The 12,298-nt window shown below is 69.9% G+C and carries 18 protein-coding genes; 9 read left to right on the top strand and 9 right to left on the bottom strand.

What is annotated here, in order from left to right:
• Both VB734_RS14515 and VB734_RS14510 read left to right on the top strand, forming a co-directional pair.
• The coding region (locus VB734_RS14515) for an HAD-IC family P-type ATPase (protein WP_323243625.1) at positions 1 to 1,033 on the top strand (1,033 nt) is incomplete at its 5' end.
• Between the two features lie 43 nt (positions 1,034 to 1,076).
• Positions 1,077 to 1,292: a Nif11-like leader peptide family natural product precursor gene (locus VB734_RS14510; protein WP_323243624.1), complete on the top strand. Its 216-nt coding sequence runs from the start codon at positions 1,077 to 1,079 to the stop codon at positions 1,290 to 1,292.
• 22 nt (positions 1,293 to 1,314) lie between these two features.
• Here the strand turns inward: VB734_RS14510 and VB734_RS14505 are convergent, their stop codons facing one another.
• The 6 genes from VB734_RS14505 to VB734_RS14480 all read right to left on the bottom strand — a co-directional run bounded on the left by VB734_RS14505 (position 1,315) and on the right by VB734_RS14480 (position 4,497).
• Entirely contained in the window at positions 1,315 to 1,746 is a 432-nt protein-coding gene (locus tag VB734_RS14505; protein WP_323243623.1) for a cupin domain-containing protein, read from the bottom strand.
• A gap of 79 nt (positions 1,747 to 1,825) precedes the next feature.
• Positions 1,826 to 2,563, bottom strand: a complete 738-nt coding sequence (locus tag VB734_RS14500) for a superoxide dismutase (protein WP_323243622.1) — start codon at positions 2,561 to 2,563, stop codon at positions 1,826 to 1,828.
• A 46-nt stretch (positions 2,564 to 2,609) separates the two neighbouring features.
• Entirely contained in the window at positions 2,610 to 3,119 is a 510-nt protein-coding gene (locus VB734_RS14495) for a BCAM0308 family protein (RefSeq protein WP_323243621.1), read from the bottom strand.
• 73 nt (positions 3,120 to 3,192) lie between these two features.
• Positions 3,193 to 3,351, bottom strand: coding sequence for a hypothetical protein (locus VB734_RS14490; protein WP_323243620.1), 159 nt, complete (start codon positions 3,349 to 3,351; stop codon positions 3,193 to 3,195).
• A 102-nt stretch (positions 3,352 to 3,453) separates the two neighbouring features.
• Positions 3,454 to 4,068 (bottom strand): alpha/beta hydrolase, encoded by a 615-nt coding sequence (locus VB734_RS14485; protein ID WP_323243619.1) that lies wholly within the window; start codon positions 4,066 to 4,068, stop codon positions 3,454 to 3,456.
• Positions 4,069 to 4,305: 237 nt separating this feature from the next.
• Entirely contained in the window at positions 4,306 to 4,497 is a 192-nt protein-coding gene (locus tag VB734_RS14480; protein ID WP_323243618.1) for a hypothetical protein, read from the bottom strand.
• 234 nt (positions 4,498 to 4,731) lie between these two features.
• Here VB734_RS14480 and VB734_RS14475 point away from each other — a divergent pair, with 234 nt between their 5' ends.
• Entirely contained in the window at positions 4,732 to 5,289 is a 558-nt protein-coding gene (locus VB734_RS14475) for a hypothetical protein (protein ID WP_323243617.1), read from the top strand.
• A 27-nt stretch (positions 5,290 to 5,316) separates the two neighbouring features.
• On the opposite strand, the gene VB734_RS14470 is transcribed toward VB734_RS14475, so the two are convergent.
• Positions 5,317 to 5,910: a MarC family protein gene (locus VB734_RS14470; RefSeq protein WP_106222598.1), complete on the bottom strand. Its 594-nt coding sequence runs from the start codon at positions 5,908 to 5,910 to the stop codon at positions 5,317 to 5,319.
• A 152-nt stretch (positions 5,911 to 6,062) separates the two neighbouring features.
• Here VB734_RS14470 and VB734_RS14465 point away from each other — a divergent pair, with 152 nt between their 5' ends.
• Positions 6,063 to 6,680: a hypothetical protein gene (locus tag VB734_RS14465; protein ID WP_323243616.1), complete on the top strand. Its 618-nt coding sequence runs from the start codon at positions 6,063 to 6,065 to the stop codon at positions 6,678 to 6,680.
• Here the strand turns inward: VB734_RS14465 and VB734_RS14460 are convergent.
• Positions 6,671 to 7,504, bottom strand: coding sequence for a lysophospholipid acyltransferase family protein (locus tag VB734_RS14460; protein ID WP_323243615.1), 834 nt, complete (start codon positions 7,502 to 7,504; stop codon positions 6,671 to 6,673). The two genes, VB734_RS14465 and VB734_RS14460, sit on opposite strands and share 10 nt — an antisense overlap.
• A 119-nt stretch (positions 7,505 to 7,623) precedes the next feature.
• On the opposite strand from VB734_RS14460, the gene VB734_RS14455 reads away from it, so the two are divergent.
• Positions 7,624 to 8,055 (top strand): DUF393 domain-containing protein, encoded by a 432-nt coding sequence (locus VB734_RS14455; protein WP_323243614.1) that lies wholly within the window; start codon positions 7,624 to 7,626, stop codon positions 8,053 to 8,055.
• Positions 8,056 to 8,325: 270 nt separating this feature from the next.
• On the opposite strand, the gene VB734_RS14450 is transcribed toward VB734_RS14455, so the two are convergent.
• Positions 8,326 to 9,210, bottom strand: coding sequence for a DUF6671 family protein (locus tag VB734_RS14450; RefSeq protein WP_323243613.1), 885 nt, complete (start codon positions 9,208 to 9,210; stop codon positions 8,326 to 8,328).
• A 211-nt stretch (positions 9,211 to 9,421) separates the two neighbouring features.
• Here VB734_RS14450 and VB734_RS14445 point away from each other — a divergent pair, with 211 nt between their 5' ends.
• The 4 genes from VB734_RS14445 to VB734_RS14430 form a co-directional block, all read left to right on the top strand.
• Positions 9,422 to 10,081, top strand: coding sequence for a Crp/Fnr family transcriptional regulator (locus VB734_RS14445; RefSeq protein ID WP_323243612.1), 660 nt, complete (start codon positions 9,422 to 9,424; stop codon positions 10,079 to 10,081).
• The gene (locus VB734_RS14440; protein WP_323243611.1) at positions 10,038 to 10,547 is read left to right on the top strand and encodes a phosphate-starvation-inducible PsiE family protein; all 510 of its coding nucleotides are present in this window, start codon (positions 10,038 to 10,040) and stop codon (positions 10,545 to 10,547) included. The genes VB734_RS14445 and VB734_RS14440 overlap by 44 nt, the downstream gene beginning before the upstream one ends.
• A gap of 81 nt (positions 10,548 to 10,628) precedes the next feature.
• Positions 10,629 to 10,778, top strand: a complete 150-nt coding sequence (locus tag VB734_RS14435) for a hypothetical protein (protein WP_323243610.1) — start codon at positions 10,629 to 10,631, stop codon at positions 10,776 to 10,778.
• A gap of 127 nt (positions 10,779 to 10,905) precedes the next feature.
• Positions 10,906 to 12,298 (top strand): dienelactone hydrolase (locus tag VB734_RS14430; RefSeq protein WP_323243609.1); only part of this gene is annotated, 1,393 nt, incomplete at its 3' end.

The following is a 12,298-nucleotide window of genomic DNA, read 5'->3' as shown; positions in this document are numbered from 1 at the left end:
GGTGCCCGATGCCGTGGCCCGCTGCCGTGGGGCCGGCATCCGGCCGGTGATGGTCACCGGCGACCACCCCCTGACGGCGCGCGCGATCGGCGAGGCCATCGGCCTGGCGGAACCGGGCAGCCCGATCGTTCAGGGTCCGGAGCTGGAGGGCCTCGACGCGGCGGCGCTCGCAGCCCTGGTGCAACGGACCAGCCTCTTCGCCCGGGTGGTGCCGGAGCAGAAGCTGCGCATCGTGCAGGCCCTCCAGGCCACGGGCGCGGTGGTGGCCATGACCGGCGACGGGGTCAATGACGCCCCGGCCCTGCGCCAGGCGCACGTCGGGGTGGCCATGGGCATCAGCGGCTCGGACGTGAGTCGGGAGGCGGCCGACGTGGTGCTGCTGGACGACAACTTCGCCTCAATCGTCAATGCGGTGGAGGAGGGCCGGCAGGTGTACGCCAACATCCGCCGCTTCGTGCGTTTCATCCTGGGCTGCAACCTGGGCGAACTGATCACCATCGGCTCGGCCCCGCTGCTCGGGCTGGCCCTCACCCCCCTGCAGATCCTCTGGATCAACCTGGTGACCGACGGACTGCCGGCGCTGGCCCTGGCCCTGGGCCCGCCGGCGGAGGATCTGATGCGCCAGCCGCCGATCGAGCCCGGCGAATCGATCCTCGCCCGGGGTCTGGGCAGCGCCATCCTGCGCATCGGGGTGGTCTTCGGTGCCCTGGTGGTGGCGCTGATGGTGGTGGCCGCCCGGCTGGGACGGCCCTGGCAGACGATGGCCTTCACCACCCTCTGCCTGGCCCAGCTGGGCCATGCCCTCTCCGCCGGCAGCGATCGGGCCCTGTGGCGCACCCCGCCCCTGGCCAACCCCTGGCTGCTGGGGGCGGTGCTGGCCAGCGCCGCCCTGCAGCTGATGCTCCTCTACCTGGCGCCCCTGGCCCACTTCTTCGGCGTCACCCCCCTGAGCGCGATCGAGCTGGCGGCCTGCGGGGGCGTCAGCCTGGTATTCATCGCCTACCTGGAGCTCGAGAAGTGGTGGAGCCGTTAGGGGCCTGCGCCATGCTGGACACCACCGCCGACTCCGCCGGCCCATGAGCCTCGATCAGGCCCGCTCCTTTCTGGCCCGGATGCAGGACGACCAGCCCCTGCGCGCCGAGGTGCTGGCCGCGGCCACCGCCGACGACGTCGCCCAGATCGCCGCCGGCAGGGGCTTCGACTTCTCGGGCGATGAGCTGCTGCGGCTGTCGGGAAAGAAGGTCGGCCGGGTCACGGTGACCAAGCAGGACATCCCCGGGGAATACAACTGAGGCGGCCTTCCGGCGCCGGCGGTCAGGCAACCGCCAGCCGGCGCCACTGGCTGCGGAACCTGGGCGGAACCGGATGGGGTTCGTAATCCCTCGGGTCGCTCGGTCCGTGGCGGAGCACGGCATTGACAAGCAGGGCAGGGATCCGGCCCCGGTTGATGGCGCCATGGGGCACCCCGGGGGGAATGCAGACCCAGGTGGCCTCGTCCTCCCGCAGGGGGATGCGGCGCAGCTGGCGGTTCTGGAGCACGACCAGGTCGATCGCCCCCCGCAGCACCAGCAGCTGATCGGTCTGGAAGCGGTGGCAGAAGAGTTCGAAGGCGTCGCCCCTGGCGATCTCGGCGATCAGGGTCTCGTCGCTGGTGCGGGGGGCGGAGAAGAGGGCATCGCCGTGGAGGGTGCGCTGCACGGGCACGAGCTCGACGGTTCTGGACAGGACGGCGCGGGACGGGGCCATGGCGATCACGTCAATATCGTGAACTTTCGCGACCGTTTCCCCGGGCGGGCGTCGTATCAGCTATCGACACCGACACCTGTCAGGATTCACGCGCCGATGGCGTCCCGGCTGCATCGGCGAAGCGCCGGTTCACCTCGTTCCAGTTCACCAGCGACCACCAGGCGGCGACGTAGTCCGGCCGGCGGTTCTGGTAGTCGAGGTAGTAGGCGTGCTCCCACACATCCAGACCCAGGAGGGGCACGCCCCGCTCGATGCCCGGCAGATCCATCAGCGGATTGTCCTGGTTGGCGGTGCTGGTGATCGCCAGGCTGCCGTCGGGTCTCCGGATCAGCCAGGCCCATCCCGAGCCGAAGCGATCGGTCGCCACCTGGGCGAAGCGCTGCTGCAGCGCTTCAGGCGAGCCGAAGGCCGCGGTGATCGCCGCGGTCAGCTCCGGGGAAGGGGCACCGCCCTGGCCCGGGGGCGCCATCACCCGCCAGAAAAGGGAATGGTTGTAGTGGCCGCCGCCGTTGTTGCGCACAGCGGCCGGGTAGCGGGAGATCCGACCCTGCAGGTCCTCCAGCGACAGCTGGCCCAGCTCGGGATGGTCGGCGATCCGGGCGTTGAGGTTGGCCACGTAGGCCGCGTGGTGGCGGTCGTGGTGGATCGTCATCGTGGTGGGCTCGATCGCCGGTGCCAGGGCATCGACCGGGTAGGGCAGCGGCGGCAGCACGTAGGCCGCCAGTGCCGGCCGCGGGCCGACCACCAGCAAGGCCAGGCCCAGCCATGCGGCAAGGGAGCAGGCCCGCAGCGCGCGGAGCAAGGAAGGCAGGGCCATGGGCCTGGCGGTGAGCAACCGATCCGGTTCTAACCGCCGCCCCGCCTCACCGGCTCCAGCGGACCCGGAGCGGGGCCCCTCCCTCCGGCCAGTCCGCCTCCATCGTTCCGGCGAAGGCATCCAGCAGGGCGACCGCCACCCCATGGGTGACGTGGGTGCCGGTGTAGGTCACCAGCACCCGGCCATGGGCCGGATCCGCCTGCAGCGCCATCCGGCGCTCAAGGGGATGCTCCTGGCGGAAACGGGTCTCGGTGTGGTCCAGCAGGCGCAGGATCTCCTCGTCGTGGGCCGCCAGGAAGGAACCCCCGAGGCTGAGCTCTCCGGCCGGCATCCGGTCATGGATGCGGCGACAGGCCGGGCAGCGGTGGGGCTTCGCGCCCGGCTCCGCCGCTCGCCAGCTCCAGCGCCCCCGGTGAACGCTCGCACCACAGTCCGGACAGACGCTGGGCTGCACGGGCAGGCCCTCCTCCCGGTAGGGATCGGACCGGTGACCGGCTTCCATGCCGTCGTGACGCGGCAGGTGGACGCCACCGGACCTGGGGGATGGGATCGCCATCGCATGCTCCTGGAAACCTCACGTCACCCTTAGGAAGCCACGGGGGTGAGCGCGTAAGGATTCCAGCGCAGCGTCACGAAAGGGGACCAGTGCCGCCGGGGACTGAGGGCACCACGACCAGACCCAGCAGCAGGGTGAGCGGCGGCAGGCCGCCCATGGCCGGGGTGACGACCAGCCAGCGGAGAATCAGCACCTGGTCCAGGGGATGGTCACAGCGGCTGGTGTCATGCAAGTCCGCCCAGGCGAAGCCCAGGACGTGCACCTATCGACCAGGGCCTTCGGCATCGCGACCTCGCGGATCGGCGTCCGCCTCCATGCTGGCCCCTGAAGCGACTCAGGGACGCAGCAGATCCGCCACCAGCGGATCGAGGGCCGCCGGGTGGCGCAGCAACTGCTGGTGGGTCCAGACCGGGAGCATCCGCCGCGGCCCGATGGGCAGCACCGCCCGCCAGCCCGGCACCACCATCAGGTCGAAGACCGTGGCATAGCTGCGGCAGTCGATCCCCTGCAGTTTGGAGAGGTCGGCATTGAGTTCCCGCAGCAGCGGGCTGCCCGCCTTGAGATCGGCGATGCCGGCCAGCGGCCTGCGGGGCCAGGGCTGCGCCACCAGGGTCCCCTGCTGGGGACTGCCGAGGCTGATGAACCGGCGGGTGCGGGCATGGCCGCCCATCCGCTGGATCCAGGTGCGGGCGATGACGCCGCCCATGGAGAAACCCAGGATGTCGAGCGGCTCCTCGCTCCCGAAGGCCGCCTCGATCGCGGCAGCGAGCCGCTGGGCCGAGATCTCGACCGGGGCGACCCCGAAGCGGAGCGGCAGGGCCGGTTTCAGCAGGGGCTGGCGCCTGCCGGCCAGCTGGCGGTCGAGCCGGTCGAAGACCCGTGGGGTGTCGAACAGCCCGTGGACCAGCACCAGCGGCGGCCCGTGGGGAACTTCAGGGCCGGAGGTCATGGCAGCGGCGGGCGGAACCGGACCATCCTGAGCCGCAACCCGAGGAAGGTATGGAAGGGGGTTCCATCGGCGGACGGTCGTTCAGCGGGCCGGCTTCCGGTCTCGCGGCTGAACGGTCGTTCCCTGGGTCGGTGGACAGCTGGCTGGCAGGGCTCTTGGCGTGGAATCGATGGCCGGCATCGATGCCTGAATGGATGCTTGGAGCGATGACGGGGTGCCTGGTGGGTGGCGGCAGGCTTACTTGATCAGGGAGGTGCCTGGAGCTTCGAGCGTCCGGATGATGCTGCCGCTGGTCTGGGATGTGGGGTTGATGCCCGCCGAGGAATCGGCCTTCGACTCGGGGAAGGGGATCACGACGATGGAAATCAGGAAGGCGGCGCCGCTGATGGCGGCGACTGCCAGCTGGGCTACCGGGCTCACAGGGTCCATGGCCGTCGTTTCACTGCTCCTTAAGAGTACACCAAGTCATCGCTCATGGCCATGGTCAGCGCAGCGGTGCTGCTGCAACCCTGCCGCGATCCAGCTGACGCGCCGGAAAATCCGGCTGCGACGGGCCTTTCGGGAGGTGACGCCCCGTCCCCACGGCCCTCCGCCGTCAAGGCGCCGCCATCCCCTGGCCCGCCCGCGGGCCGCCGATAAACTGAAAAAGTGAGGAGAACATCGGTGACAGGCCCCACGGGACCCGCCCCCCAGGACCCACCCCAGATGAACCGCTATGAGGCGCTGGCCGAGCGCTGGCGGCTGCAGAGCAACAGGACCGACGAGCTTCACGAGACCCTCCGCACCCATTCCTATCTGCTGCTCACCGAGCTGGCGGCGGAGCTGGGGGTGGAGGCAAGGACCTGGAAGGAGCAGAGGAATCCCTTCCATCGCCGCTACGTCGAGTACCGGCTCTCCCCCTTTCCCGGATCGGAAGGGGAGACCCGGATCGACCGCTACACCCCGAAGGGCGAGCTGGAATTCGCCATCGTCCTCACCTTCGATCACGGGGAGGACCAGTTCCCCAAGACCCGCTTCCTGGTGCCCCTGGCCACCCGCATGTACCGGCAGCACCCCCAGTTCTGCCTGTGGGATCCGGTCGCGGCGGCTCCCCTGGAGGGTTTCCTCTGGGTGGCCACACGCCCTGCCGTGATCCAGGACATCCTCAGCGTGCTGGATCGGGAGCTGGCCATCGACCCGTTCGAAGGGCCACCGACGCCACCGCGGCTCGGTTGCCTCTAAGCAGCCCGCAGGGCAACGCCACAGGCCTCAGGCCAGCACCGGAAAGCACCCCCTGAGGCCGCTGACGAGCATCTGGACGGCGATGGCGCTCAGCAGCAGACCCATCAGGCGGCTGATCACCTTCTCCTGCAGTTCCCCCAGGGCCTGGCGCAGGGGCATCGAGGCGATCAGCAAGAGATAGATGAGAATCGCCAGCAAGCCGATCACACCACTGAGGGCGAGCCGACCCTGCCAGGCGGCGGGGGCATCGGCCACCACCAGGGAGATGGCCCCCGGGCCGGCCAGCAGCGGCAGGCCGATCGGCACCACGCCGGCACTGTCCTCAGTGCCGTCCAGGGAGCCGTGGCTCACCTCCCGCCCATCGATCAGGCGCAGCCCGATCGGCAGCAGGATCAGTCCGCCAGCCACCCGGAAGGCCTCCAGGGTGATGCCGAACAGGTCCAGCAGACCCTGGCCCCACCAGCAGGCGGCGATCAGGGCACACAGGAAGGTGAGCACGGCCAGGCGGCTGATCCGGCGGATCCGCACGGGGTTGCCCCCACCGGCCTCCACCACCACCGGCAGCAGGCCGATCGGCGAGCTGATCGCCAGCAGACCGACGGCCGTGTTGATCAGGGACATGGGGGCCCCGGGGAGACCGGCAGAGCGACGTCCATCATCGGAGCCCCGGGGGGCCGCCACGCCGGTCACATCCGGTCATCACCCCGTGGCCCCGGCCCCATTGCATCGGTGGCGAGCGCCGGTTGACTGGCGGGGCCCTCCACGCTCGACCCATGACCGTCACTCGAGCCCGGCTTCGACGGCGAGCCTGCCAGGCCTCTCCCCTGCTCCTGGCCCTGCTGCTTCCCGCCCCGGCGGCGGCCACCACTTATCAGGCCCTCTGCGGCAACAACCCCTGCAGCATCAACCTCGACACCAACGGCATCGGGGACAGGAAGAGCTTCATCCCCATCGGCCGGATCGCCCGCTGGTACGCGGGCGGGCAGGAGACCTTCGACAGCACCAACGGCACGGTGGGAGCCGTGGGTGGCGGCACCGCCGGGGCCATCGCCGGTGGCCTGCTGCTGGGCCCGATCGGCCTGGTGGGGGGCATGGTGGGCGGGGCCCTGGCCGGATCCAGGGCCGGCAAGACGGCGGACCTCTACTTCACGGTAGTGGGCTACGACAGCGGCGGCGACAAGACGACGCTCAACTTCCGCTTCGTGAATCCGCGGCCCGCCAACCAGCTGAAGCAGGAACTGGCCGTGCTGACAGGCCTGGCCATGGGGGAGACCCGTTCCCTGGCGGAACTGCAACGCCAACGGGACGGCCTGCCCCAGCGGCTCGGCAACGGCGCCGGGCCGCAGTCGATTCCCTCCCAGTCCTACGTGTCGCCCTCCCGTTACCGCTGAGCCTCGGCCGCCAGCTGATCCAGGGCCTGCTGCATGGTGGCGGTCACCTGCTGATAGCAGGCCGCCACGTAGGCCCGGTCGCGGCTGGCGGCATGGCCGCTGCGCTCCAGGCGGATCGGCGGGCACACCCGCGTGTGGATCCGCACCGGCAGGGGCAGGTTGAGCAGCGGCCCGAGGGCCAGGCCCCAGGGGAGGCCCAGGTAGAGGGGCATCACCTCGGGATCGATGCCGAACAGCCAGGGCATCCCCCGCTCGTGCAGCGCCCGGAACTGGGGGTAGAGGTCCTCCAGCACCACCAGGGTGTCGTGGGCCCCCCAGGAGATCACCGGGACGATCGGCAGGTCGTGCCAGATCGCCAGGCGCAGGAAGCCTGTGCGGCCGGCGAAGTGGATGCGGCCCCGGTCCCGGTGCGGCCGGAAGGTGTCCTGCCCGCCGCCGGGATACACCAGCAGGCTGTTCCCCTCCTCCAGGGCCGCCAGGGCCAGGCGGGGGTGATACGGGATCGCACCGGTACGGGCGGCCAGATCCGCCAGCGGCGGATAGCCCAGCCAGACCTTCGGGTGCGCCAGCCCCAGCACCGGGCGCTCCAGGCCGAAGCGGCGGAACCAGTCGTACATGACCATGTGCATGTCGGGCGCCGCCAGCCCGCCGTTGTGGGTGCCCACGAACAGCACCGGGTCCACGTCGGGGATGTGTTCCCAGCCATCGGAAACAACCCGGAAGTAGTGCTGGTACAGCCAACCCCAGAACGGCATCAGCCGACGGATCAGGGCCGGGTCCCGGCGTTGCCAGCGGTGCAGCGCGGCCTGACGGCAGACGGGCATGGGGGGAGGGGAGCGGGCTGGAGTCTGGCCACCGGATGGCTGCCAGCGCAGAGGGGGCAGCTCTTTCTAGGCTCACTGCGCGTCTGGAGACCCAGCCGTCCCCCTGTTGCCGTCCACCCATGGCCGAGCTCACCCTGCTGTTCGATGGCGGCTGCCCCCTTTGTCTGAGGGAGGTGAACACCCTGCGCCGCCGCGACCGTGGGGTGGGCCGGCTGGCCTTCGTGGACGTCAACGACCCCGCCTACGACCCGGCCCGCCACGGCGGCATCACCTACGCCGAGGCCATGGGCCGCATGCACGCCCTGCGCGCCGACGGTGGGGTGATCCGGGATGTGGAGGTGTTCCGCCAGGCCTATGCCCTGGTGGGTCTCGGCTGGCTCTACGCGCCCACCCGCTGGCCCCTGCTGCGGCCCCTGGTGGATGCCCTCTACGGGCTCTGGGCCCGCTGGCGCCTGGCCATCACCGGCCGGCCGGCCCTGGAGGTGCTCTGCCGCGACCGCTGCGGGACGGACGCGGCCAGGGAAGGACAGGCGGCGGCACTCGAGGCCTGAATCGGGCCTGGCGGCCGCACCCGATCGCCGCAGCCAGGGGAGGCCGCTGCAGCGCTCACCGGTCTTCGGGACATCCACAAAAAAACTTCCGGTGGGGGCCATGTCCTGACCTCCACCGGAATCAAATTCCAGGAGAAACGCAAACCTAGGATTCTTTCGGTTTGAATGTAGACGGAGGGACACCTTTATCGGTAGCCGCTACAACCAGAGGCGCCAACCAGCCGCGACAACCCGGCATCAGAGCAGCGCACCGGTTCCGGTGCATGTCCTTCAGGGGTTGCAATGGGGGCAATCACCAGGATCCGCCGTGCGGCGCCCATCCGGACGCGGCTTCTCCTCCCGATGGCCGCAGGCCACGCACCCCCACACCTCGGCCCTGAGGCGCTCGGTGGGCTGGGCGCACCAGGCGCAGGGAAGGCCGACGATTCCATCGCACCGGCCCCAGCCAGGGGCGCCGCAGGAAGGGCAGGAACGGGCGATCCGCCGCACCAGGCGGAAGGCCAAGGCCCGGATTGCGGCCCGGCGGGTCGGATTGCAGTGGGCCCGCATGTCGGTCTCCAGCCAGACCGACCCATCGCTCGAGGCCCGGGCACAGCGGCTGAGGGCCTCGGCGAGGGCGGCTTCCGTGTGCAGACCCTTGATCACGGGGGTACCGGCGTCGCCACCATGGGGACGGGCGATCAGGCCATGGGAGGGAAAGCCCACCCGAGCCAGCCAGTCCTGGATGTCATCCCGGAGCGACACCCGCCGGCGGTCGAAGTTGGTGCGCGGGGCCACCAGGCTTTCGGCGATCAACAGACCGTCCCGGCGGTCCACGAAGGTGAGCCACTCGGTGCCCACCGTCAGCCAGGGGATGGCGGCATGGGCCCCGAAGCTGCCTTCGCTGGCCAGCCCCAGATCCAGTCCCGTGTCGTCCATGCCGGCCTCCGCCTTGCGCCGACAGGTCTCGAGGGCGTCCGCGGGACGGGGCCGTTCACCGCTGAAGGTGCCGAGTCGATCGGTGTCGAAGCCGCTGGCCAGAACCAGGCGGAGGTCGAGGCCATGGCGGAAGGGCCTGGCCAGCACCCTCTCCTTGCCATGACGGGTGGCCAGGCTGACCGGACGGCCAGCGAAAGCCTCCGGGGTGCGACAGGCGAAGGGGGGCAATCCGATCACCGTGACTTATCAGCTGGATTGGCAATCCTGCGTTGAATTAGCACCCACCAGCCGAATCCAGTCATTAATGTTCCCGGACTCCAACACCAGGTCCGCCACGGTGGTTCGGGCATCTCAAAAACAACACAAGCCCATCTCCACTCTTCCGCAGACTCCAACGCCGCCCGCCGGAGCCCTCCGCCATGCCATCCGCCGTGACATGACACTCGCCATGCCCGCCCGACCGCTGCGCCTGACCCTTCGCGCCGACGATCATCTGCCGGCCGACCTGAGCTGGCGTATCGATGATGGCTACGTCCGAGCCAACACATGGAATGAGGAGGGTGAATCCATCACCCTCGGCATCTGGGGTCCCGGTGATCTGATCACGCCCACCGGTTGCGGAGTGACCCCCTACGAGATCATCTCTCTCACCCGGGTGGTGGTGATCGAGTGGGAGCCCAGCGAAAGCGAGACCCTGGAATTCATGCGGGATCTGTTCACCCAGACCACCCAGTTGCTGCAGATCCATCGCGTCCGACCGGCCGAATCCCGGCTGTTGTGCCTGTTGCACTGGATCGGCTCCCGTTTCGGCCGGATCAGCAGCAGCGGCACCACCCTCTCCCTGGAGGACATGAATCTGACGCACCGCCAACTCGCTGCCATCGCCGGCATGACCAGGGTCACCGTGACCAAGTCCCTGACGCGGTTCCGCAGCAATGGTCAGGTCGTCAAGGTCAGCGAAGCCGATCTGCTCGTGCCCCGCGACACCGGCCTGCAGACCCTGGGCGGCGCCCCCCCCGCAGCCCTTCCGGTGACCTCCCTGCCGTTTCCGAAGACCCTTCGCCATGAACCACCCGCCCACCGGAACGCCGGGTTCCATACGCCATGACGCCATTCCCTGGCACCAGCAGTTCCGCCGCAGCCAGATCGTCCAGGCCCTGGAGGCCGTCCAGGACCTGATCGCGATCTCCCTCTGCCTCGGGTTGTTCGGCGTGATGGTGCTCCAGCTGAAGCGCACGTTCTCGAGCCTGTTGTCGACGTCGGAGTTCCATGAGGTCACGGCCGACATCCTGTTCATCCTGATCCTGGTGGAGCTGTTCCGCCTGCTGATCATCTACCTCCAGGAACAACGGGTGTCGATCGGGGTGGCGGAGGAGATCGCCATCGTCTCGGTGCTTCGGGAAGTGATCGTCCGGGGTGTGCTGGAAACGGACTGGCAACAGATTCTTGCGGTCTGCCTGTTTCTGATGACCATGGCCCTGCTGATGGTGGTGAGGGTCTGGCTGCCACCGACCTTTGCCGGGGTCGACCCGGAAGCCCAGGTATCGGCACGGATGCGCCTGCACCAGGACTAGCCCGTTCGCCTGGTCAGTCTGAGGCCGATGGCCTGGCTCCACCGTCCCCAACTCCCGCTGTCAGTGAGACACCTGCGCACCATGAAACTGCCCGCTGCCCCCGATCCTTTCGGATGGCTCGACACCTGGATGAGCGACAGGAAGAACGTGATCCGCTTCCTGCTGGCCCGGGTCCTGGTCGTGGCCGCCATGGTCCTGATGTTCTGCCTGCTGCTGCGTTCCCGAACCTGATGCAACGCTGCGCCAGCTCCAGCCTGGGCATCAGGGTCGCCGGGCTGGATCCCCCGGGATCGGCATGGCGTCACTCCAGGACAAACGGCTGCCAGAATTCGCTTCCGGCAACGCAGTTGCTCTCCTGATGCGGACAATTCCGTCCCTGTCCGGGCTGGGCCTGGCCCTGGCGGCGGCCCTGGCCGTTTCGCCGCCGGCCCGGGCCCTCGAGACGGTCGAACTGAAACTGCCCCTGATCGGGACCACGTTCTCGATCCGGCTGGCGGAACTGAGCGATCCCGGGGCCCTGCTCGCGGGCAACAGCGACCTGGCCGAACTTGACCAGGCCACCCGGGGCACCATCGGGCGCTCCCTGGTGGATCTGTTCAACGCCCCCCTGCCGCTGCAGGCCCTCGACGTGGCCCGCCAGGTCGTCCCCTCGCCCCTGGCCCAGCAGGCCCTGCTCCTGCTGTCCTCCCTCGGAGGGGTCGACGGTCTGCCGGCCGATGTGTCGAGTGACACGGTGCTCAAGGTCCTGGACCGGGCCGCCGGCCGGGGCCCGCTGACGATGCTGGCGCTGCTCGAGGCCGTGCCGGGACGGACCGCCAGCGTGGATGTGGGCAAGGGCCTGTTCCTGCTCCAGCGGATGAACGCCCAGCTGCTCTCGGCCAACCGCCTGCTGGAAGGCCAGCCGGCGACGACGATGGCCCCCTCTCTGGGGGAGGCGGGTCCCCTGCAGGTGCAGCGTGACACCCTGGCTCTGCCGCTGACCTACCGGCCCCGGCCCCTGGAGGTGGTGGTGATCCGCCCCACTGAGCAGGCCTCCGGCCGGCTGGTGGCCATCTCCCATGGGCTCTGGGACGGCCCCGAAAGCTTCGAGGGCTGGGGACGGCATCTGGCCAGCCACGGGTACACGGTGCTGCTGCCCCGCCACCCCGGCAGTGACCGGACCCAGCAGCAGACCATGCTTTCCGGCAAGGTGCCGCCGCCCGGCCCGGCGGAGCTCCGCCTGCGCCCCCTCGACGTCTCCGCCCTGATCGATGCGGCGGCCGCCGGGACCCTGGGGCTTCCGAGCGGGCTGGACACCGGTTCGGTGGTGGTGCTGGGCCACTCCTGGGGCGCCACCACGGCCCTGCAGCTGGTGGGCGCCCGCCCCACCGCCCAGCAGCTGCTGCAGCGTTGCAATGATCTCCAGGACCCCCAGCGCAACCTGAGCTGGGTGCTGCAGTGCTGCAGCTTCCTGGGCGGGACCGACCAGGCCGCCCTGACCGACCCGCGGGTGAAGGCCGCGGTGGCGGTCAGCCCGCCGATGTCCCTGCTGTTCGAGACCGGAGCCGCCTCGGTCTTCCAGGGCCGGGTGCTGGTGGTGAGCGGCAGCCGCGACTGGGTGGTGCCCCCCGGTCCCGAAGCCATCGCACCGATGGCCCGGGTCGCCCGCCTGGGGAACGCTGGCCACCGGCTCGTCCTGGCGGGCGGCGGCGATCACTTCAACATGGGGTCCCGCTATGAGCAAGGCGGCGGCCCCCTGCGGGGACTGCTGC

Source organism: Synechococcus sp. BA-124 BA4 (genome assembly GCF_034931165.1).
This window is presented reverse-complemented; position numbering and strand designations above follow the sequence as displayed.

Bases quoted from the DNA above. Each gene is read 5' to 3' on its own strand.
- VB734_RS14495 (WP_323243621.1), bottom strand. From the start codon at position 3,119: ATGGCGATCCCATCCCCCAGGTCCGGTGGCGTCCACCTGCCGCGTCAC.
- VB734_RS14470 (WP_106222598.1), bottom strand. From the start codon at position 5,910: ATGTCCCTGATCAACACGGCCGTCGGTCTGCTGGCGATCAGCTCGCCG.
- VB734_RS14435 (WP_323243610.1), top strand. From the start codon at position 10,629: ATGAAACTGCCCGCTGCCCCCGATCCTTTCGGATGGCTCGACACCTGG.
- VB734_RS14485 (WP_323243619.1), bottom strand. From the start codon at position 4,068: ATGACCTCCGGCCCTGAAGTTCCCCACGGGCCGCCGCTGGTGCTGGTC.
- VB734_RS14505 (WP_323243623.1), bottom strand. From the start codon at position 1,746: ATGGCCCCGTCCCGCGCCGTCCTGTCCAGAACCGTCGAGCTCGTGCCC.
- VB734_RS14480 (WP_323243618.1), bottom strand. From the start codon at position 4,497: ATGGACCCTGTGAGCCCGGTAGCCCAGCTGGCAGTCGCCGCCATCAGC.
- VB734_RS14445 (WP_323243612.1), top strand. From the start codon at position 9,422: ATGCCCGCCCGACCGCTGCGCCTGACCCTTCGCGCCGACGATCATCTG.
- VB734_RS14455 (WP_323243614.1), top strand. From the start codon at position 7,624: ATGGCCGAGCTCACCCTGCTGTTCGATGGCGGCTGCCCCCTTTGTCTG.
- VB734_RS14465 (WP_323243616.1), top strand. From the start codon at position 6,063: ATGACCGTCACTCGAGCCCGGCTTCGACGGCGAGCCTGCCAGGCCTCT.
- VB734_RS14510 (WP_323243624.1), top strand. From the start codon at position 1,077: ATGAGCCTCGATCAGGCCCGCTCCTTTCTGGCCCGGATGCAGGACGAC.
- VB734_RS14500 (WP_323243622.1), bottom strand. From the start codon at position 2,563: ATGGCCCTGCCTTCCTTGCTCCGCGCGCTGCGGGCCTGCTCCCTTGCC.
- VB734_RS14440 (WP_323243611.1), top strand. From the start codon at position 10,038: ATGAACCACCCGCCCACCGGAACGCCGGGTTCCATACGCCATGACGCC.
- VB734_RS14460 (WP_323243615.1), bottom strand. From the start codon at position 7,504: ATGCCCGTCTGCCGTCAGGCCGCGCTGCACCGCTGGCAACGCCGGGAC.